At 70.0% G+C, this 19,402-nt stretch carries 16 protein-coding genes; 7 read left to right on the top strand and 9 right to left on the bottom strand.

Going from position 1 to position 19,402, the window contains the following annotated elements:
* Window positions 1–551 precede the first annotated feature (551 nt).
* Both WME73_RS00495 and WME73_RS00490 read left to right on the top strand, forming a co-directional pair.
* Window positions 552–1,967: a hypothetical protein gene (locus WME73_RS00495; RefSeq protein ID WP_437914399.1), complete on the top strand. Its 1,416-nt coding sequence runs from the start codon at window positions 552–554 to the stop codon at window positions 1,965–1,967.
* Between the two features lie 606 nt (window positions 1,968–2,573).
* Window positions 2,574–2,768, top strand: coding sequence for a hypothetical protein (locus tag WME73_RS00490; protein WP_437743599.1), 195 nt, complete (start codon window positions 2,574–2,576; stop codon window positions 2,766–2,768).
* Window positions 2,769–3,038: 270 nt separating this feature from the next.
* On the opposite strand, the gene WME73_RS00485 is transcribed toward WME73_RS00490, so the two are convergent.
* Window positions 3,039–3,293 (bottom strand): transposase, encoded by a 255-nt coding sequence (locus WME73_RS00485; RefSeq protein WP_437748139.1) that lies wholly within the window; start codon window positions 3,291–3,293, stop codon window positions 3,039–3,041.
* Window positions 3,294–3,515: 222 nt separating this feature from the next.
* On the opposite strand from WME73_RS00485, the gene WME73_RS00480 reads away from it, so the two are divergent.
* Window positions 3,516–6,053, top strand: coding sequence for a glycoside hydrolase family 31 protein (locus tag WME73_RS00480; protein ID WP_437914398.1), 2,538 nt, complete (start codon window positions 3,516–3,518; stop codon window positions 6,051–6,053).
* 115 nt (window positions 6,054–6,168) lie between these two features.
* Here WME73_RS00480 and WME73_RS00475 read toward each other — a convergent pair whose 3' ends face one another.
* From WME73_RS00475 to WME73_RS00460, 4 genes are read right to left on the bottom strand one after another with little or no spacing between them, the layout of a single operon-like run.
* A complete protein-coding gene (locus tag WME73_RS00475) occupies window positions 6,169–6,909 on the bottom strand; it encodes a lycopene cyclase domain-containing protein (RefSeq protein WP_437914397.1) in 741 nt (246 codons plus the stop codon).
* Window positions 6,910–6,923: 14 nt separating this feature from the next.
* On the bottom strand, window positions 6,924–7,841 hold the full coding sequence (locus WME73_RS00470) for a prenyltransferase (protein WP_437914396.1): 918 nt from the start codon (window positions 7,839–7,841) through the stop codon (window positions 6,924–6,926).
* The gene (locus WME73_RS00465; protein WP_437743595.1) at window positions 7,838–8,572 is read right to left on the bottom strand and encodes a ferrochelatase; all 735 of its coding nucleotides are present in this window, start codon (window positions 8,570–8,572) and stop codon (window positions 7,838–7,840) included. The genes WME73_RS00470 and WME73_RS00465 overlap by 4 nt, the downstream gene beginning before the upstream one ends.
* Window positions 8,569–9,528: a prenyltransferase gene (locus WME73_RS00460; protein WP_437743594.1), complete on the bottom strand. Its 960-nt coding sequence runs from the start codon at window positions 9,526–9,528 to the stop codon at window positions 8,569–8,571. Before WME73_RS00460 ends, WME73_RS00465 begins: the two co-directional genes overlap by 4 nt.
* A gap of 250 nt (window positions 9,529–9,778) precedes the next feature.
* On the opposite strand from WME73_RS00460, the gene WME73_RS00455 reads away from it, so the two are divergent.
* Window positions 9,779–13,522, top strand: coding sequence for a UvrD-helicase domain-containing protein (locus tag WME73_RS00455; RefSeq protein WP_437914395.1), 3,744 nt, complete (start codon window positions 9,779–9,781; stop codon window positions 13,520–13,522).
* A 46-nt stretch (window positions 13,523–13,568) separates the two neighbouring features.
* Here the strand turns inward: WME73_RS00455 and WME73_RS00450 are convergent, their stop codons facing one another.
* Window positions 13,569–14,348, bottom strand: coding sequence for a hypothetical protein (locus tag WME73_RS00450; protein WP_437914394.1), 780 nt, complete (start codon window positions 14,346–14,348; stop codon window positions 13,569–13,571).
* A 452-nt stretch (window positions 14,349–14,800) separates the two neighbouring features.
* Here WME73_RS00450 and WME73_RS00445 point away from each other — a divergent pair, with 452 nt between their 5' ends.
* A complete protein-coding gene (locus WME73_RS00445) occupies window positions 14,801–14,947 on the top strand; it encodes a hypothetical protein (protein WP_437914393.1) in 147 nt (48 codons plus the stop codon).
* 33 nt (window positions 14,948–14,980) lie between these two features.
* Here the strand turns inward: WME73_RS00445 and WME73_RS00440 are convergent, their stop codons facing one another.
* Window positions 14,981–15,598: a hypothetical protein gene (locus WME73_RS00440; RefSeq protein WP_437914392.1), complete on the bottom strand. Its 618-nt coding sequence runs from the start codon at window positions 15,596–15,598 to the stop codon at window positions 14,981–14,983.
* Between the two features lie 441 nt (window positions 15,599–16,039).
* Window positions 16,040–16,567 carry a hypothetical protein gene (locus WME73_RS00435; protein WP_437914391.1) on the bottom strand — a complete coding sequence of 176 codons (528 nt, stop codon included), beginning with the start codon at window positions 16,565–16,567 and terminating at the stop codon, window positions 16,040–16,042.
* Between the two features lie 153 nt (window positions 16,568–16,720).
* On the opposite strand from WME73_RS00435, the gene WME73_RS00430 reads away from it, so the two are divergent.
* Window positions 16,721–17,569, top strand: coding sequence for a GNAT family N-acetyltransferase (locus tag WME73_RS00430; protein ID WP_437743588.1), 849 nt, complete (start codon window positions 16,721–16,723; stop codon window positions 17,567–17,569).
* A gap of 24 nt (window positions 17,570–17,593) precedes the next feature.
* Here the strand turns inward: WME73_RS00430 and WME73_RS00425 are convergent, their stop codons facing one another.
* A complete protein-coding gene (locus tag WME73_RS00425; RefSeq protein ID WP_437914390.1) occupies window positions 17,594–17,905 on the bottom strand; it encodes a hypothetical protein in 312 nt (103 codons plus the stop codon).
* 494 nt (window positions 17,906–18,399) lie between these two features.
* On the opposite strand from WME73_RS00425, the gene WME73_RS00420 reads away from it, so the two are divergent.
* A complete protein-coding gene (locus WME73_RS00420; RefSeq protein WP_437743586.1) occupies window positions 18,400–19,401 on the top strand; it encodes an N-acetylornithine carbamoyltransferase in 1,002 nt (333 codons plus the stop codon).
* Window position 19,402 lies beyond the last annotated feature (1 nt).

The raw sequence follows: 19,402 nt of genomic DNA, 5'->3' as shown, positions 1-19,402 counted from the left end.
GCCGGCCCCCCTGTGGCGCCGGTTGGCTCAACGTGACACGTAGGCAGCGTCCGCCGTCACACTATGGCCCCGTCGCGCTGGGCGGATGCGCGCAGCGGGCGCCGCGCGACCGCGAAAAGCCGGTCTATACGCGTCGCTCCGTGCGGCCGGCTACGCCGCCGAGCAGGCGGACGCGCCTGGCATGTCCAGTGCTTTATCTCCACGCGAGCTCTCCGAGTCGGCGCTGAGACGCCGCGCGCAGCAGCGCTCGCATGCTGCGGCGCAGAGCCATCGTTCCTTGATCGCGTGTCTCGCACAGGCACGCAGGATGGAGTACCCCCATGCGTTTCGCGATCTTCTCCTCTCTTATCTCGCGTTCGTCAGCCGCTCGCTCCTCTCTCCAGGGTCTGGTTGCGCTCTCTGCGCTCGTTGTGCTCACCGGCGCCAAGGGGCAGGGCTGTGGGGGCGTGGACGAGCCATCACCGCCACCAGAGCCCGACTGCGGACCTGGCTTTCACTGGGAGACGGTCTGTTCACCGTGCGAGATCGGCGAGATGTGCGAGGAGCAGTGTGTGCCCGACAGCATCTGTCCTCCTGACTGGAGCGAGCAGACCATCTGCAGCGGCGGCACCACCTCTTCGGGCCAGGGTGGCTTCGCCGGCGGCACCGCCATCCCCGTCGATCCGGGCGAGTGCTGGACCGAGTGCATCCCGCCGCAGCCGTACTGCCCGCCGGGCACGATCGAGCAGACCGTGTGCGGCGGCACCACCACGGTCGGCTCCGGCGGCTCCGGCGGCTGGGGCAGCGCCAGCGCTGTCGGCTCCGGCGGCTGGGGCGCTGGTGGCATGCCGATGCCTTCCGAGCCGTGCTGGACCGAGTGTGTGCCCGTCGAGCCCTATTGCCCGCCCGGCACAACCCCGCAGACCTTCTGTGACGAAGGCACCACCGTCACCAGCAGCACCACCGGCGGCGCCGGCGGCTCGGGTGGCTGGATGAACACTGACGGCGCCGATGCGGGCGCGAGCCCGCCGTACCCCGGCGGCGGCTGCTGGACCGAGTGCGTGCCCACCGGGCCCTACTGCCCGCCCGGCACCACCCCGCAGACCTACTGCGACGGCGGCTCGTCCGTCACCAGCAGCACCAGCGTCGGCGTCGGCGGCTCGGGCGGCTGGGCGGGCACCGGCGGCGCCGGCGGGGGCACCGCGGGCGGGGGCATCGGCGGCTCCGATCCAGGCTTCGCCGCGCCGCGCCCCCCCGACGGCGGTTGCTGGACCGAGTGTGTGCCCACCGAGCCCTACTGCCCGCCGAACAGCATCCCGCAGACCGTCTGCGGCGGCAGCGCGGTCTCGGTCGGCAGCTCGGGGAGCACCGGCACCGGCTATGGCGGCAACGGCCCGTACCCCGGCCAGGACCCGTACCCCGGCCAGGAGTACTGCTGGACCGAGTGCGTGCCTGTCGAGCCCTACTGCCCGCCGGGCACGACCCAGCAGACCATCTGCGAAGACGGCGAGCCCGTGCCCGACACGAGCAGCAGCAGCGGCACCGGCATGGGTGGCACGCCCTTCCCCGGCGGGGGCTGCTGGACCGACTGTGTGCCCACCGAGCCCTACTGCCCGCCGAACAGCATCCCGCAGACCGTCTGCGGCGGTGGCAGCTCCGTCTCTGTCGGCAGCACCGGCAGCACCGGCACCGGCGTGGGCGCCATGCCCTACCCCGGCGATTGCTGGACCGAGTGCGTGCCCCTCGAGCCCTACTGCCCCGCGGGCATGATCGAGCAGAAGGTCTGCTCCGGCGAGAGCAGCAGCAGCAGCACCGGCACCGGCATGGGCGGCGCCGACGCGTACCCGCCCGGCGATTGCTGGATCGAGTGCGTGGAGGGAGCCACCTGCCCCCCCGGCGCGATCGTCCGGACCATCTGCGAGGAGCCGAGCGGCGGCGGCGCCGGTGGCCCGGTCTGCCGGACCGAGTGCGTCCTGATGCTGCCGTGACGCGACGGGCGCGGGCGATCCCCCCGACAGCGGGAGGCTTCGCGAGCGAAACGCCGCCGCCCGCGCGCTGGAGCGCCGCCGCTCCCATCCGATGACAGATGACGAAGGCGCCGGGAGCGCCAGGGGAAGCACGATCCCCTGACGCTCCCGGCGCGTCGGCGTTCCAGGACGGCACCGCCCCGGCGTTGCGCGGCTGTCATCGACCGAGGATCGTACCCGATACCAACACACGGAGCGCCCGAGAGCACAACGCTCGAGACCGGGCCGCGACCGGCATTGAAGACGGTGGAGCGGGCCCTGAAGCAGGCGCGCCTGATCGATCGACGTGATCCGTGCCGTTGAAGGCCGCTGGTCGATTGAAGAGCGCTTCGAGAGAGGGCGAGGGGCGAGGTCCACCTTGACCACGATGAGGCTCGCTGTTTCACCGGCGGGCACCGCCACATCCCCCTCGCGCTCTTCGCGCACGCCGTCTTGACGGTTGATCGGGCTGTCTCCGACGCTTCGAGCGGGTCTGGCGGTCCAGCGATGACCGCGATCCAGCGCTCCCCCTCTTGACGCGGCGCTCCGGAGGAGCCCCGCCAGCCTCGTCCTCCTCCGGATTCGAGGATGCCCGCGGGCCGGTTGATTGGAATTGACATCGGCAATGTGAGCGTTCACATTGCCGTCGAGGGGTGTCCTTTCGCTTCGTCCTCCTCGGTCGCCTTGGGCACCGAACTCTTCGTCATCTGTTCGCTCTTCATCGATTTTTGCACCGATTCCATTCGCCTGGCCTTCGAGAAAGCGATTGCCGATCGAGGGTGATTGGCGCTTTGCCAAGGGCGATCCGCCAGAGAACACGACAGGCATCGCGTATTCGACGCCTGTCGTGAAAGCCTGGATGCTGTCCACCGGGCATGATTTCGTCAAGAATCCGGCGAACCTGGCGGTGTGGCCGGATGGCAACCTCGGGAGCGGAGTAACCTATGTTGCGGCGGGCCACGCTCAGACGCTCCTCGGGCGCACCGGTGTCATCACATCGGCCCCGTCCGGGGATTCGGCTGAGCCACGCGGGAGACTGTGTGCGCACCGCGCTCATTGCGCTTCTTCATCACGGAGCCAGGCTGCGCCCCCAGGCGCCAGCCTGCTGCCAGCCGCGCGGTCTGCGCCGGCGAGCCGTGCCGCTGGAGCCGAGCTCTTGCGGTAGGTACTCCCGAGGGACCCCGCCTTGAGCACGAACAAGATCCCCATCAGGGCGATCTGATCAGGCGCACGCGGCCGGCCGCTCTGCGGCTTCGGCTCCGTCTTCGGAAGCAGCGGTTCAAGTCGCTCCCAGCGTTCGTCCGGCACCAGCAGCTTTGCCACACCGTATTCCGTCGCACGCTCCGGCTCTCCCAAGCGAGCGGGATCAGCGGGCTATTGCCAGGCGTTCTTATGCTGATTCAGCGGAGCGAAGCGTAGGCAGAAACAGCTCCGTGCCCCGACCGCATGGAGACAGTCCGCGCTCTTACAGCTGACATAAATCATCGAAGTCAGGAGAACTATTATGATCTCTGTTGCTTGCGAGGAGTCATGCGAAACTTGATTAACCGTTATCTCTACGCGGTTCTGATCGGCCTCTTGCCGCTCGGCAGCGCATGCTCGGGCGAGTCCAACAACCCCGGTCCGGGTGCCAGCGGCACGTCGACCAGCGCCGCTGGCACGACCGGGATGGGAGGTGGTGGGTCAAGCACGACCGGGGTCGGCGGCGGCGCCGGCGGTGCCGGCGGTGCCGGCGGTGCCGGCGGCTCCGGAGGCGAGGGAGGCGGCGACCAGCTCGAATGCCCGCCTGCGCCGCCGGAGACCGGGCTCTATACCGCCGACGCCAACGGCATTACATTCAACCTGGAAACCGGCCTACTCAGACTCGAAGTTTGCAACGAAAGCATAATCAGAGTCCAGTACGCCACGGATCCTTCGCTCCCCGACAAGACGTCTCTGTCTGTCAATAAGAAGTGGGGCACACCGAGCTTTTGCATCGCAGAGAACTCGGGAACCGTGACCATTACGACCTCACGCTTGAAGGCCAACGTCGACACGACCAACGGCCTGGTCACCTATACCGACTTGAACGATAGCGTCATCCTGGCGGAAGACAGCAAAACCTTGACACCCGCGACCGTCGAGGGTGTCAGGACGAATCGCGTCGAGACCTCCTTCGATTCACCCGCCAACGAAGCGTTGTTCGGTCTTGGCCAGCACCAGGACGGCGTAATAAATCGCAAAGGGACGACTCGACGTATCATCAACGTCAACACGGAGATCAACGTTCCGGTGCTGGTGTCCAACAGGGGCTACGGGATCTTCTGGGACAACTATTCCGCCTCGAACTTCGACGGGACCAAGTCCAACAACACCAAGTACAGCTATTCGTCCGAAGCCGGCGAGATGGTGGACTACTACTTCTTCTATGGTCCAAGCATCGACCAGGTCGTGGCCCAATACCGCACCGCAACCGGCGCAGCCCCGTTGTTCCCGAAGTGGGCTTACGGGCTCTTCCAGTCGAAGGACAAATACGGTAGCCAGGCCGAGCTGCTGAGGATCAAGGACGGCTACCGCAACAACAACATTCCGGTCGACTGCATTGTTCAAGACTGGGACTACTGGAATCCGTACGCATGGGGCTCCCACTTCATGGATCAAAACCGCTATCCAGATCCAGCAGCCCTCGTCTCCGAGATGCATAAAGCCAATGTTCATACGATGATATCGATCTGGCCGTTGTATGAACACGTGGATAGGGAGACGAAGGCGGGAGAGATGGCCAACTACAATGCGCTCGACGACATTGGAGCGCTGTTCGCCAGCGGCGGCACGCACCATTTCTATGACACATTCAACCCCGACGCCAGAGCTCTGGTGTACCAGCAGATCCATGATCGCCTGCTGGGGCCGCATGGCTGGGACGGCATCTGGGCCGATAACACCGAACCCCAGGGCTATCCGGACCCCGTCAATGTGCGGGCGGCTGATACCGAGCTCGGCAAGGGGGCGCTGTACGTGAATGCTTATCCCCTGGGACACTCCCAGGCGTTGTACGAGCATTGGCGTGCCACCGGCCCGAAACAGAAGCGAGTCTACGTCCTCACCCGCAGCGCCTTTGCCGGCCAGCAGCGATACGCCACGACGTGCTGGTCGGGAGACATTGACAGTAATTTTCAAACCTATACCAGGCAGATCCCTGCGGGGCTCAATTTCTCGATCGCGGGGATGCCCTATTGGACCACTGACATAGGCGGGTACTGGGGCCACAACGTGGACTGGACCACCAGCGCGAACAATGAACTCTTCACCCGCTGGTTTCAGTATGGCGCCTTCAACCCGATCTTCCGGATACATGGCGGCGGGACAAGGGAATTGTACAGCAACAGCTGGAGCGCCGCCACCAAGGCCAATCTCCTCAAGATCGACAACCTGCGCTATCGGTTGATGCCTTACATCTACTCGTTGGCATGGAAGGTGACCAGCGAAGGCTACACCATGATGCGGCACCTGGTCTTCGATTATCCCAATGATGAGAAGGTATTCGGCATCAAGGATCAGTTCCTGTTCGGCCCTGCCTTCCTGGTCAATCCAGTGACCACCGCGGGCGCTACCAGCCGCTCCGTTTATCTTCCCGCGGGCACCTGGTACGATTTCTGGACAGGCGCGACGACAGACGGCGGGCGTACGGTTTCGGCGCCCGCGCCGCTGAGCGAGATGCCGCTCTACGTCAAAGCGGGCTCAATTGTTCCCATGGGTCCCAGCATTCAGTATGCAACGCAGAGCATCGACCCGCTGGAGATCCGGATCTATACAGGTCAAGACGGGTCCTTCACTATTTACGAGGACGAGGGCGACACCTATAACTATGAGGAAGGTCATTACTCGACAATCCCACTCACATGGGACGACTCTGCCAAGGCGTTGACCATCGGCGCAAGGAAGGGAAGCTATCCCGGAATGCCGGCCAGCAGGACGTTCAGGATCGTGCTGGTAGGCTCCAATCATGGCGCCGGCGTCGACGTCACGGCTGCTCCGGATCAAATGGTCACGTACAACGGCTCAGAGGTTGTTGTAACCGCAAACTGAGCGACGGCTGTTGACGCTCAGGCTGATGGATGGGGCGGCCGCGCGACGGCCCCCGCCGCCCTGAGCGACACCGCTCCGACGGAAGAAAAGACGCGCCGGAAGCGCCGAGGGAATTTCAATCCCCGTCGCTTCCGGCGCGCCCGTACCCGAACCCGAACGCCCACGCCGGGAACACCGTGGCCGCGAAGCCCGCGCCGAGCCCGTAGAGGACCTCGTCGAGCGGCACGCCGAGCAGCGCCCTCCCCGGCAGCAGCACGCTGGGCCGCCAGGTGCGCTCGAACACGCCGGGCACGAGCGCCGCGAAGACGAGGCACAGGCCGAGGTAGAGCGCCGCCGACAGGAGCGCTCCGAGCAGTCCCGGCACGAGCAGATCGCGGCGCGCCCCCACGAGCGCCGCCGCGAACGCCGTCATCGCCGCCACAGCGGCGTAGAGGACGGGCACCCCCGCCGCGGCCAGCGCCCCGGCCGCCGCGAGCGCGAGCGCGATCACCGTCGCGGCACGCAACCACGGTCGCGCCCCCGCCCCCGCGCCGAACCACGGTCGCGCGCGCGGCGCCCCCTGCGCCGCGCAGGGCACCGGCGCGCGGCGGAACACAACGGCATAGACGGTCGAGGAAAATCCGCTGAGCCCGACGACGAACAGCACGTCCTCGATGCCGAACCCGATCCGATCGGCCAGGTCGAACAGGAACTTCGGGGCCCAGTACCTCGGGTAGAACAGCCGCTCGGTCGCCGCGAACGGCAGCGAGGCGAGCGCCATCCGCTTCATCAGGGGGCGCAGATCCGGGCGCGCGAGCCAGATGACGCCTCCTGGCAGGAGGAAGAGCAACGAGAGCAGCAGGAACTCGTGCGACATCGCGCCCTCGCTCCTCAGCGCGCGGCGAGGGCGATGAGGGTCGAGCCGACCAGCGACAGCGTCGCCGCGCCCGCCGCCGCGACCCGGACCAGCAGCAGGCGCGAGCCAGGCGGCGCTGGGCGGGCCAGCAGCACGACGAGCGCCGCCACCGCCGGCGCGAGCAGGCCCGCCCCAGGGCTCAGGCCCACCGCGCCCAGACCGACCGGCGCGAGCACGAGCGAGAGCCCGTTCAGGAGGACCACACACCGCGCCGCCCGCTCTCCGCCCACGCCCACGGGCAGCGTCCGCTTGCCGCTCTCGCGATCCGAGGGCTCGTCCGGGAGCGCGGTGGCGATCGCGCAGCCGAGGTGGCTCGGCAGCAGGAACGCGAGCAGCGCGAAGGGGAAGCGCGCGGGGTCGCCCCCCTGGGCGATGTAACCGTAGAGCGGCAGGACCGCGCCGACGCCGACCATCTGGAGCAGCTCCCCGCCGCCGCGGTACGACAGCCGAAGCGGCGGGTAGCTGTAGGCCCAGAGCAGCAGGAGCGCCGCGATCGCCAGGAGCACGAGGAGCGGCGCTGCGGCCGTCGCCAGCGCCGCGGCGAGCGCCGCCGAGACGGCCACGAGCGCCGCGGCGCACACGACGGCCGCGGCGCCGAGCGCGCGGGGCGAGAGGCGCCCCTCGACCAGCACGCGCGAGCCGCCCGAGAAGGGCGTGGCGGTCCGGTTGCGGCGATCGGTCTCCTGGTCGGCGACGTCGTTCGCGTAGACGATGAAGAGCTGGTTCAGCAGGCCGAACAGCTGGACCGCCGCGAGCGTCCCCACGTCGAGCGGGCGGCCGGCCGCCCGCGCGCCGACGAGCTGCCCGAGCAGCAGCGGGAGCGCGATGCTCGGCTGCGAGGCCAGCCGCGACGCATCGAGCCACGCTCGAAGCGCGCCCGGCCGGACGCTCATCGCCCCTCGCCCCGCGACAGGCCGAGGCGATCGGCCAGCTTGGCGCGCAGATCGGTGAAGGGGAGGTCCCAGCGGCGCTCGCCGTCGAGGCGCCAGGCCTTGAGCGGGATCAGGTCGACCTGCGCGAGCAGGCAGTGGAGCTGCGACTCCTCGGGCGGCTCGCGGATGAACGAGAAGGGGTTGCGGTACTCCCGGCCGTTCAGCTGCGAGTACTTGCGGTCGTTGCTGGCCACGAGCTCGACGAGCGTCCTCTGCCGGCCGTCGAGGTAATCGAAGAACGAGACGTCGAAGGGCCCGATGCCCGCGCGCTCCTCCGGCTTGCGCATCACCCAGCGAGCCCAGTCGTAGCCATAGAGGAAGTCGTGCGCATAGCGGAAGCGCAGCTTCGACTTGTTGCCGAAGCCCAGGCAGAGCGACACCACGCGGCGGGCGAAGTCGCCGATCGCGGGCGCGCTCCCGGCCTGCCACAGGCAGCAGGCCAGGTAGTCGAGATCCCAGAAGATGTTGTCGGGGAAGTTGTCGGCGACCGCGCAGATCACCTCGCCGAGCCCGCGGGCAAAGGCGCGCACCCGCTCGGCGTCCTCGCTGCCGTTCACGATCTGCTCGACCAGGGCGACGGGGGTGGGCGCGCACGGCCGGCCCGGCGCGACCGAGGCCCGCGCGCCCAGCAGGGGCGTGAGGCGCGCGAGCGCGTCGCGCTCCTCCGGCGGGATGACCGCGACGCCCGTCATGTCGGCCCTCCCCCGGCGCGGAGCCCGGCGGCGAGCACGGCCGCCGACAGGGCGGCGATGCCCCACTGGATCGCGCGGTGGAGCTCGCGCTTGTAGGCCGCCTGCGCGGCGAAGGCGTTCGTCACCGCCTCGGGGCTCTTCTCGAGGAGCCGCGCCCTGAAGAAGAGCGCCACGGCCGCCGCCGGCGCGACCGACCAGAGCGGCGGCGCGTCCTCGGCGAGGAGGGACGCCGCGAGCCAGAGGAGCGGGCCGAGGCCGGCGAGGGCCTCGGTGACCCGGCGCGTGGCCGCATTGCCGAGCAGCGTGGCCACGGTGCGCTTGCCGCCGGCGCGGTCGCTCTGCTCGTCGGACAGCCCGCTGGCCAGCGCGCTCGCCAGCGCGAGCACGAGCAACCCCGGCAGGAGCGCGACGAGCCACGCCGGCGCCAGCACGCCACACTGGGCATACGCGTGCAGCACGGGGAGCACGCCGCCGACGCCGGCCATCTCGAGGAGCTCGCCGCCGCCGCGGTAGTTGAGCCTGATCGGCGGCAGCGTGTAGGCGACGAAGACGAGCTGGCCGAGCGCGGCCAGGGGGAGCAGCAGCGGGCGATCGAGCGCGGCGCCGGCCACCCAGGCCATGAGCAATGCGGAGACACCGGCCCCGAGCCCGGCGAGCAGGAGGGCCTTGGCGGGAAGGATGCCGTCCGGGATGGTCTTCGGCGAGCAGCCGTCCGGGAACATGCGTCGCTTGAGGGCGTCCACCTCGCGATCGCCCCAGTCGTTCAGGAGCACGACGAAGGCGACGTCGGCCATCATCCACAGCGCGCCGAAGGCGAGGACCCCTGCGGACAGCCGGCCGGCGACGGCCGCGCCCACCGCGTGCCCGTATGCGGCCGGGACGAGCACCTTGGGCCAGCTCGCGGGTTTGAGCGCGTACGCCCACCGCGCTCCAGGGCTCATCGACTCGAGGCGCATGGATCAGCTCTCTCTGCTGCTAGCACAAGAACATCCACGCTCAGGGGCTACATGAGCCCGTCCGGAAAACGGACCGCCTTCCGCCGGGCACGGCAGCGTTTCCTTCCACGCCGATCTGCGCCACCTTACTCCCCCGACAGCCTCCCCCACGCGACCCAGTGCGGCACGTCCTCCTCCCCTCCCCGAGCCTGGCCGGCGCGCTCCTGCCGCGCGCCCCCGGGCAGCGCCTCGAGCCCGCGCGGAGGCGCGCGTGACCGCCGACGCGGTCCGATCGCGCGGCGCGCGGGAGCTCGCGGATGAGCCCGCCCGCCGCCGCATCCGCGACGATCTGCGGACGACGCTCGTCGTCGAGGCCGCCGCGGGCACCGGCAAGACCACCGCGCTCGTGTCGCGGATCGTCGCCGTGCTGCGGAGGGCGCCCGAGGAGGGCGGCGGGACGCTCGATCGCATCGTCGCGGTGACCTTCACGGAGAAGGCGGCCGGCGAGATGAAGCTGCGCCTCCGGGCCGAGATCGAGCGGGCGCGCAGCGACCCGGGCGCAGGCCCGGCGGAGCGGGCGCGGCTCGACGAGGCGCTCGCGCACCTGGAGGCGGCGCGCATCGGGACCATCCACTCCTTCTGCGCCGACCTCCTGCGCGAGTGGCCGGTCGAGGCGCGCGTCGACCCGCTGTTCCAGGTCGCGGCCGCGGATCAGGCCGAGGCGCTCTTCGACCAGGCCTTCGACGCCTGGTTCCAGCGCACCCTGAACGACCCGCCCGAGGGCGTGCGCCGGATCCTGCGCCGGCGCCCGCGCGACGGCGCGCAGGGCCCGCGCGACCTGCTCCGGAGCGCGGCGTTCAAGCTCGCCGAGCACCGCGACTTCACGCGCCCCTGGCGGCGCGATCCGTTCGACCGCGAGCGCGCCATCGACGAGATCCTGGACCGCCTCGCGGCGCTCGCGGACCTGGGCGCCGAGGCCGACCGGGAGGGCGACTACCTCGCGCAGAGCCTCCGGAACCTCGACCGCTACCTCGCGGAGCTCCGCCGCCGCGAGGAGGTGACGGGCGGGCGCGACCACGACGGCCTGGAGGCCGAGCTCGGCGACGTCGCGCGCTGGAAGGAATGGCGCTGGAAGGGCTCAGGCAAGGCGTTCGGCGGGGATCTCACGCGCGCCGAGGTGCTCGCGCAGCGCGACCGCGTGAAGGTCGAGCTCGACGCCGTGCTCACGGCCGCGAGCGCCGATCTCGCGGCCTGCCTCTCGCGCGAGCTCCGGCCGCCGATCGAGGCGTACGACGCGCTCAAGGCCCGCGCCGGCAAGCTCGACTTCCTCGACCTGCTGCTCTGCGCCCGGGACCTCCTCCGCTCGAGCCGCGGCGTGCGCGAGGAGCTCAACCTCCGCTTCTCGCACCTCTTCGTCGACGAGTTCCAGGACACCGACCCGCTCCAGGCCGAGATCCTGCTCCTGCTCGCGGCCGACGACCTCTCCGAGGCCGACTGGACGCGGGCGCGCCCGGTGCCCGGCAAGCTCTTCGTGGTCGGCGATCCGAAGCAGTCGATCTACCGCTTCCGCCGCGCCGAGGTCGCGCTCTACGAGGCGACCAAGGCCCGGCTCGTCGCGTGCGGCGCGAGCGTCCTGTACCTGTCGACGAGCTTCCGCAGCGCCCCGTCGATCCAGGAGGCCGTCAACGCTGCGTTCGCGCCGCTGATGCAGGGAGGGACCGCGGAGGGCGAGCGCGCGGCGACCCAGGCGCGGTACGTCGCGCTCGAGCGGTTCCGGGACGATCCGCCGGAGCAGCCGACGGTCATCGCGCTCCCGGTGCCGCGGCCTTACGGCGACTTCGGCAAGATCTCCGATTTCCGTGTGCGGCAGTCGATCCCGGACGCGGTCGGCGCCTTCGTCCACCACCTCATCCACGGCGGCGCGGGCGCCGGCGTGGCCTCGGGCGCGCGGCGCTGGACGGTGACGGAGCGCGAGCGCCCGGGCCAGCGGGTGCCGCTCGAGGCGCGGCACATCTGTCTTTTGTTCAAGCGTTTCCAGACGTTCGGGGAGGACGCGACCCGCGCCTACGTGCGGGCGCTCGAGGCGCGGCGGATCCCGCACGTGCTCGTGGGCGGACGGTCGTTCCACGATCGCGAGGAGGTGATGGCGGTGCGGAGCGCGCTGCTCGCGATCGAGTGGCCGGACGACGAGCTCAGCGTTTACGCGACGCTGCGCGGGCCCCTCTTCGCGCTGACGGACGACGTGCTCCTGCTCTACCGCGACCGGTTCCGGCGCTTGCACCCGCTGTTTCGACCGCCGGACGACGGGGCGCTCGATCTCGCGGTGGAGGGCGGGGCGCGGCCGCTCCGGGAGGTCGCGGAGGCGCTCGCGGTGCTCGGGCGGCTGCACCGCGAGCGCAACCGGCGGCCGATCGCGGACACCCTCGGCGGGCTCCTCGACGAGACGCGCGCGCACGCGGGCATCGCGATCTGGCCGACGGGGGAGCAAGCGCTCGCGAACGTGCTGCGGGTGATGGATCTCGGGCGGCGCTTCGAGGCGGCCGGCGCGACCTCGTTCCGCGCGTTCGTGGAGCGGCTCGAGCTCGACGCCGAGCGGGGCGAGGTCGCGGAGGCGCCGGTCGTCGAGGAGGGGACGGAGGGCGTGCGGATCATGACGGTGCACCGGGCCAAGGGGCTCGAGTTCCCGGTGGTGATCCTGGCGGATCCGGCGTCGCCGGCGGCGCACCAGCTCCCGTCGCGGCACGTGGATCCGGAGCTCGGCCTGTGGGCGGAGCCGATCGCCGGCTGCGTGCCCGCGGAGCTCGTCGAGCGCCGCGACGAGGTGCTGCGCCGCGATCGCGAGGAGGCGGTGCGGCTCGCGTACGTGGCGGCGACGCGCGCGCGCGAGCTCTTGGTGGTGCCCGCGGTGGGCGACGCGCGCCCGGGCGACGGCACGAGCGACGGCTGGCTCGACGTGCTCCACCCGGTGCTCTACCCGGCGCCGCGCGAGCGACGGAGCCCTCGGCGCTGCGAGGACCTCGGCTGCCCTCCGTTCGGTACCGACACGGTGCTGGAGCGCCCGGCGCGGTGCGAGGCCGACGAGCGGGACGCGGTCGCGCCGGGGGAGCACGCGCCGATGGCGGGCTCGCACCGCGTTGTGTGGTGGGATCCTGGCGCGCTGGATCTGGATCGCGAGCCGGAGGCGGGGCTGCGCCAGCAGCGGATCCTGCAGGCGGACGCGAGCGGCGCGGCGGCGGCGGGCGCCGGGCCAGCGAGCGGCGCCGGGGTCCTCGGGAGCAGCGGGGCGACGGCGAGCGCCTTGCTGACAGGAGAGCTCGGGCAGCGCGGGCACGAGGCATGGCAGGAGGCGCGGCAGCGGGCGATCGTGGACGGCTCGATGGCGGCTGTCCGCGTGAAGACGGCGACGGAGATCAGCCACGAGGCGGCGGAAGCGGCCGCGGCGGCGGCCGGAGAGGGGACGGCGGCCGCGCAGCGGAGCGGCGGCGGGGGGGTGCGCGGGGAGAGGGCGGACGCGCTGCCGGTGATCTCGTTCGAGCAAACGGAGATCGCGCGCGAGGGACGGCCCTACGGCAAGCGGTTCGGGACGCTGGTGCACGCGGTGCTGGCCGAGGTGGATCTCCGGGCGGGCGAGGACGAGGTAAGGACCGTGGCGGCGGCGCAGGCGAGGCTGCTCGGGGCGCCGGCCGAGGAGCTCGACGCGGCGGTCGCGGCGGCGGTCGCGGCGCTCGAGCACCCGCTGCTCCGGCGCGCGGCGGAGAGCGCGGCGCGCGGGGCGTGCGAGCGGGAGACGCCGCTGCTCCTGCGGCTTGAGGACGGGACGATCGCCGAGGGCATCGTCGACCTCTCGTTCCGAGAGAGCGTCGGCGACGTGGGGATCTGGACCGTGGTCGATTTCAAGACCGGCTCCGACGCGGGCACGGCGCACGCGGCGCAGGAGGCGCAGGTGCGCCTCTACGTGCAGGCCATCGCGGAGGCGACGGGCGAGAGGGCGAGAGGGGTGGTGCTCAGGGTGTGAGGGGCGCCGGCGCGGCCTGCGCCGCGCTGGCGCTCAACGGCTCAGATCACGGCTCCCACATCGTTTGAATCTTGAAACTCCGCGTCGGGAAGCTGCTCCAGCTGCCACTCCGAGCGCTGACGACGATGCGGTGGGTGGCTCCGTTCAGAAGCTCATTCGGGCTCAGCGTACTGAAGTCAATTCCCCACGGGGGGCCGACCATACAGCCACCGAAGTCCTCGTAGTTGCCGTGCAGCTCCCTCTCCGCCTTGAATTCCATGACCCCGTTCACCACACGGTACAGGCTGGCCTTCAAGATCAGCGCGTTGCACTCCTCCTCATTCGTCGGCAGGGAGTCCGCCCAGGTCACGTACGTATGCAGCGTGTAGCCGGGACCGGGCTGCGAAGTGAAACCGTTCTTGTAGTTGGTGACGTCGACCGCCTGGGCCTTGTAGCAGTCTGTCGTGGTGTACGTCGTCGGCGAGGTGTAGTTGAAGCCGCCGTTGTACGTCGCAACCGCGGCGACGGTGGCGCAAGTAGGCTCGCTGTACGCCTGCTCGGTCTCCGCGACGTCTTCATCGCGCTGTTCGTCCTGCATCTCCACGGCGCAGCCCGTGGTGGCCATCGCGGCCATCGAAGCAAAGAGGCATCCCACTACGGAGTGGATTCGGCTCATCGTTTCAGATCTCCATTTGTAAAGCGTGCGAAAAGCGGCGTCGCGATGTTCAGCCGGGCATCGCGAGGCCATGGTGCGCTGGTTCGCCCACGCCCAGGCGTGGAGGCGAGTCGCCTCTTCACCACGGCCCTCCTTGGTCCGGCTCATCGCCGCCGCCGTCGCATTCAGCAACGCACATGCCAACGCAGCGCCCCTCCCGCCTCAACGCCGCCGCCAGGCCCCACGCTCGGTCCGGCACGGCCCCGCAAGGCGGTAAATCCAGACGAAGAGAGCTCCTGCAGGGCGCGCCAGGGGCCCGGTGCGCTGCCCGTGCGAGCCGCTGCGAGCACGTGTCTGTCACGCATAGAGCCGTGACATGTCACACCAAACGCCGTGACATGTCACACCAAACGCCGTGACAAGCGCGGCGGATTGACCGCGAGAAAGGCTGGGTAGCCCGTGCCACGCTGTCCGATGACACGTCGTCGAGATCAAGGCGCTCCCCGCGCATGGTCATCGCTTTGACCTCGAGCTCCACATCCTCCTAGATGACGCCGGGCCCTTGAAGACCCCCGATACGTTCGACAAGACGAAGGCGCTCGCCGAGGGCGTCGCCGACCTCTCGCTCCGCGAGAGTGGGCGACGTGGGGATCTGGACCGTGGTCGATTTCAAGACCGGCTCCGACGCGGGCACGGCGCACGCAGCGCAGGAGGCGCAGGTGCGGCTCTACGTGCAGGCGATCGCGGAGGCGACGGGCGAGAGGGCGAGAGGGGTGGTGCTCAGGGTGTGAGGGCGCCAGCGCCAAGCGCCTGCGATAGGCGGCTCAGCTCGGCTCCCACACCGTACGGATACTGAACTTCCGCGTCGGGAAGCCGCTGCCATTGCCGGTTCGGGCGGTGACGACGACGCGGTAGCTGTGGGTGGCCACCATGGGCGTATAGAACTTGAGTCCGTAGCTGAGGCCAACGTTGCAGCCCACGCCATTGACGTAGTTGCCGCGTCTCTGCGCCAACTCTACGGGGGCCATCACCCCATCATCCTCGTAGTACAGGGTGGCAGCCAGGAACAGATCGCGGCACGCCTCCGGGTCTGTCGGCAGGGTGTCCGCCCAATCCACGTACGTGTTCAGCTCGTGGTTGGGGCCGGGCGCCGGAGTGAAACCGGCCTCGTAGCCGACGACGTCGACCGCCAGGCTCTTGTAGCAGGCCGTCGTGGTGTACGTCTGCGGCGAGTAATAGTTGTAGCCACCGATGTAGGTCGTCACCGGAGCGACGGTAGCGCACGTAGCCTCGCTGTACGCCTGCTCCACCTCGGCGACGTCCTCGTCGACCGGATCGACCCCGTCGACCTGATCGTCCTGCATCTCCACGGCGCAACCGGTGGAGGCCATCGCGACCATCGAAGCGAATAGACACCCCACCACGGCATGAGTTCGGCTCATCGTCCCACTCTCCATGTACAAAGCGTATGAGTACGGCGTCTCGACGTTCAGCGGGGGACCGCGGAGCTCATGATGCGCTGGTTCGCCCAGCCGGAGGTGTGGAGGCGAATCGCCTCTTCAGCAGCGCATTCCCTCGCCCGGCTCATCGTCGCCGCAGGGGCACTTCGCAACAGAGATGCCAGCCCGGCCCCCCTCTGCTTCGACGTCATCACCGAGCCCCCGAAGCCGGACCGGTGCCGCTCCTCGACACGGGAAATCCAGCCCGAGGCGAGCTCCTCGCGCCGCGCCAAGAAGCCGGAGCGCTGCCCGCGCGAGCAGCCGCAAGGCCGTGACATGTCACGCAGCGGGCCGTGACATGTCACGCAGCGGGCCGTGACATGTCACGCAGCGGGCCGTGACATGTCACGCAGCGGGTCGTGGGCGCCGGGGTCCGACGGGCGCTCACCGCCGGCCGGGGGTCCGCACGAACCGCTCGTCGTCCACGGTGGTGGGGAAATCCTCGGCGTCGACGTGCTTGTACAGGTCGCCGTCGCGGATCTCGTAGCGCATGTACACGACGGGCTCCTCGATGGACTCCTCGACTCCATCCTGCAGGATACGGGTGTACTCGATCGCGATGTGGCCACGCTCGGTGTTGTACGAGGTGACGCGCGCGTAGAGGTCACGCGGAGCGCCCATGTACGGAAAGCGGTGGTGGAAGCTCGTCGCGCTCAGCTCGATGAGCGAGCCGTCATCCTCGCTGACCCACGTGCCCACGAAGGGCAGGCGCTGTGTCTCGTCCCTCCGGGACTCCGGCTCATCCGCCGCCAGCTTGGGCTCGGGCGCGCCAAGGCGCGAGGGCGGAAGGACGAGCTCGACCGGGGCGGCGGCCCCAGACGACAGCTGAGCTGGCGAGGGACCGCAGCCGATGGAGTAGAGCGTCGCGAGCGCAAGGGCGGCGCAGGTCGCGCAAAAGCCACGTCGGTGCATCGGACGAGTCTACACCCGAGCGGCGGGAGCCGGCCCCCTGGACGCGCGATGTACGGCGGGCGCCGGCGCCGCTCGGCGCCAGCACGGAAGGGCCTCTCCGAGGAGCCCGTAGTTCCTCGCGCCGGGGCGCGTGGGGTGACACAATCGTGGCCCGTGAGCGCTCTCCTCGCCGCCATCGAGCGGTTTTACGATGCCGTCCCTCGCTGGCGCGCTGACGCAGAGGACCATGGACCGCTGACTCTCTTCGTTCGCCGCGGCGACGGCTGGCCCTACTATGCCCGCCCCGCCCTCGGCCACCCCGGCGCCGTATCGGTCGAGGACGTGGCCGCCGTGCGCGCGCGTCAGCGGCAGCTCTCGATCCCGGAGGCGTTCGAGTGGGTGCTGGAGACCACCCCTGGGCTCGACGCCACGGCCGAGGCGGCCGGCCTGCATGTCCGGCGCTGCCCGCTGCTCGTGCTCTGCGGCGAGCCCCACCAGACGCCTTTGCCGGAGGGCGTCTCGCTCTCGACCATCACCGCCCAGGACCCGGATCTCGCCGAAGTGCAGGCCGTCGCGCACGTCGCCTTCGGCGCGCTCGACACCGCGGTCGGCTCTGCGGGACCGGCGGAGCGGGAGGCCGCCGCGGCCGTGCTCCCGGCCGGACAGGCGGCCGCATGGCACGCGTCGCTGATCGAGGGGACGCTGGTGCACGCGGCCGCTCGGGGCCGCGAGGGAGCGCTCGCCGGTCCGCTCTGCACCGGCAGCTACCAGCACGCGCGGGACGTCGCCGAGATCGTCGGCGTGGGGACGCTGCCGGCGGCCCGGGGGCGCGGCCTCGCCGCCGCGGTCACCGCGGCTCTGGCCCGCCATGCGCTGGACGCCGGGATCCGCACCGTGTTCCTGTCCGCGCAGAACGACCGCGTCGCGCGCGTCTATGAGCGGGTCGGGTTCCGGCGCGTCGCCACCGCGTGCATCGCCGAGCCGCCCGCGCAAGCGGAGAGCGGCACCGTCCTCGGAACGTGATGCAGCGCCACACAGCGGCGCCGGTCAGACAGGGGCGACGTGGTAATCCGGTCCCTCTTCCCCGCGCAGGATCTCGGTATGAACGACCGACGCGTCCCGCAGGTGCGCCACCTCCCCGAGCTCGGCGTCGCCGCGATAGGCCGAGAAGGCTTGTTCATCCGGAAACGTGACGAGGTGGATCTCCTTCAGGGTGAGCTCAGCGCCGTCGGGCGCGGTCACCACGGTCCGCTCGATCGCGCCGCCGTACCGTGCCATCACGGCCGCGGCCTTCCTCTCGTACGCGCGGAACGCGTCGAGCGCCTCGCAGCGCACCGTGAGGATCACGACCAGCGTCACAGGAACACCCGCTCCTTCACGCCACCCCACCACCAAAGCACAAAAAAAAGAGCGCCCATTCGACGGTGGGGGGGGGAAACCGTCACGGGCGCTCTGCCCTACTTATTTAGCAGGATGCAGGCCAAAGGTTGCGCCCTCGATTTCCGCGAGTCTTTCCCCAGGGGACCTGCGTACTCCTTTCGTTCCTGAAATCAGCACCTGCAATCCTGGTGTCCCGACACTGCCGAGGAGCTCGTCCAGCGGCTGGTGGGGCCGACACGAGACCGTGCCCGCCACCGGCGTCGGTTCCCGCTCCCGGAATCTCCTCGAAGCGAACCACGCTCACCGGCTCCTCGTCGCGTCGCGCAGCGGTCCCCGCTCGCCGGAGGCGAAGGGCCGCCCCCTTGACTCGCCCGCGCGCGCGGCGCGGCGCGGCGCGAGCAGCGTTGACATCACCGCCAGGCTTGCTCCAATGCGAGTGCCCGCTCCGCGACGTTCAAACGAGGAGGCATCCGATGCGGCACTTCCTGACCACGATGGACTACACCCGCGCAGAGATCGAGGGCCTCCTCGAGCGCGCGCAGCGCTTCAAGCGGCGGCCTATCGAGCCGCGCCTCAAGGACCGCACCATCGCGCTCGTCTTCTTCAACCCATCGCTGCGGACGCGCACCTCCTTCGACGTCGGCATCCGGGAGCTCGGCGGCCACGCCGTCGTGCTCGAGCCTGGCCGGAGCGCCTGGCCCATCGAGTTCGAGGAAGGCATCGCGATGGATGGCGAGCCGGAGGAGCACATCCAGGAGGTCGCTCGCGTGCTCTCCCGCTACGCCGACCTCATCGGCGTGCGCGCGTTCCCCAAATTCCAGCGCTGGGAGGACGATCGCCAGGACAAGGTGCTCCAGGGCTTCGCCCGCCACGCCACCGTGCCGGTCGTCAACCTGGAGACCATCACCCACCCCTGCCAGGAGCTCGCGCTCGCGCTCGCCATGAAGGAGCGCCTCGGCCGCCTCGACGGCAAGAAGTTCGTCCTCACCTGGACGTATCACCCGCGCCCGCTCAACACCGCGGTCGCCAACTCGGCCGTTCTCATCGCGTCCAAGCTCGGCATGGACGTGACCCTCCTCTGCCCCAGCGAGGAGTACCACCTCGACGAGCGCTACCTCGACGCCGCCAGGAAGAGCGCCGAAGGCAACGGGCAGAAGCTCTCGATCACCTACGACATCAAGTCCGCCTACGAGGGCGCCCACGTCGTGTACGCGAAGAGCTGGGGCGCGATTCCCTACTTCGGGCGCTGGGAGCAGGAGAAGCCCATCCGCGACAAGAACAAGCACTTCATCGTCGATGAGCAGAAGATGGCGCTCACCGCGGGGGGGCTCTTCTCCCACTGCCTGCCGGTCCGGCGCAACGTCAAGGTCACGGACGCGGTGATCGACTCGCCAGCATCGATGGTCATCGACGAGGCAGAGAATCGGCTGCATGTTCAGAAGGCCGTGATGGACGTGCTGGCCAACGGGTGGTGAC

The sequence above is a fragment of the Sorangium sp. So ce302 genome, assembly GCF_051530145.1.
Taxonomy (GTDB): Bacteria; Myxococcota_A; Polyangia; order Polyangiales; family Polyangiaceae; genus Sorangium; species Sorangium cellulosum_B.
The sequence above is the reverse complement of the archived record's forward strand: the minus strand, read 5'-3'. Positions and strand labels throughout refer to the sequence as shown.

Excerpts from the sequence above, each read along its gene's own strand:
- WME73_RS00490 (WP_437743599.1), top strand. The coding sequence starts at position 2,574 with ATGCCCGCGGGCCGGTTGATTGGAATTGACATCGGCAATGTGAGCGTT.
- WME73_RS00480 (WP_437914398.1), top strand. The coding sequence starts at position 3,516 with ATGCGAAACTTGATTAACCGTTATCTCTACGCGGTTCTGATCGGCCTC.
- WME73_RS00475 (WP_437914397.1), bottom strand. The coding sequence starts at position 6,909 with ATGTCGCACGAGTTCCTGCTGCTCTCGTTGCTCTTCCTCCTGCCAGGA.
- WME73_RS00470 (WP_437914396.1), bottom strand. The coding sequence starts at position 7,841 with ATGAGCGTCCGGCCGGGCGCGCTTCGAGCGTGGCTCGATGCGTCGCGG.
- WME73_RS00465 (WP_437743595.1), bottom strand. The coding sequence starts at position 8,572 with ATGACGGGCGTCGCGGTCATCCCGCCGGAGGAGCGCGACGCGCTCGCG.
- WME73_RS00460 (WP_437743594.1), bottom strand. The coding sequence starts at position 9,528 with ATGCGCCTCGAGTCGATGAGCCCTGGAGCGCGGTGGGCGTACGCGCTC.
- WME73_RS00440 (WP_437914392.1), bottom strand. The coding sequence starts at position 15,598 with ATGAGCCGAACTCATGCCGTGGTGGGGTGTCTATTCGCTTCGATGGTC.
- WME73_RS00435 (WP_437914391.1), bottom strand. The coding sequence starts at position 16,567 with ATGCACCGACGTGGCTTTTGCGCGACCTGCGCCGCCCTTGCGCTCGCG.
- WME73_RS00420 (WP_437743586.1), top strand. The coding sequence starts at position 18,400 with ATGCGGCACTTCCTGACCACGATGGACTACACCCGCGCAGAGATCGAG.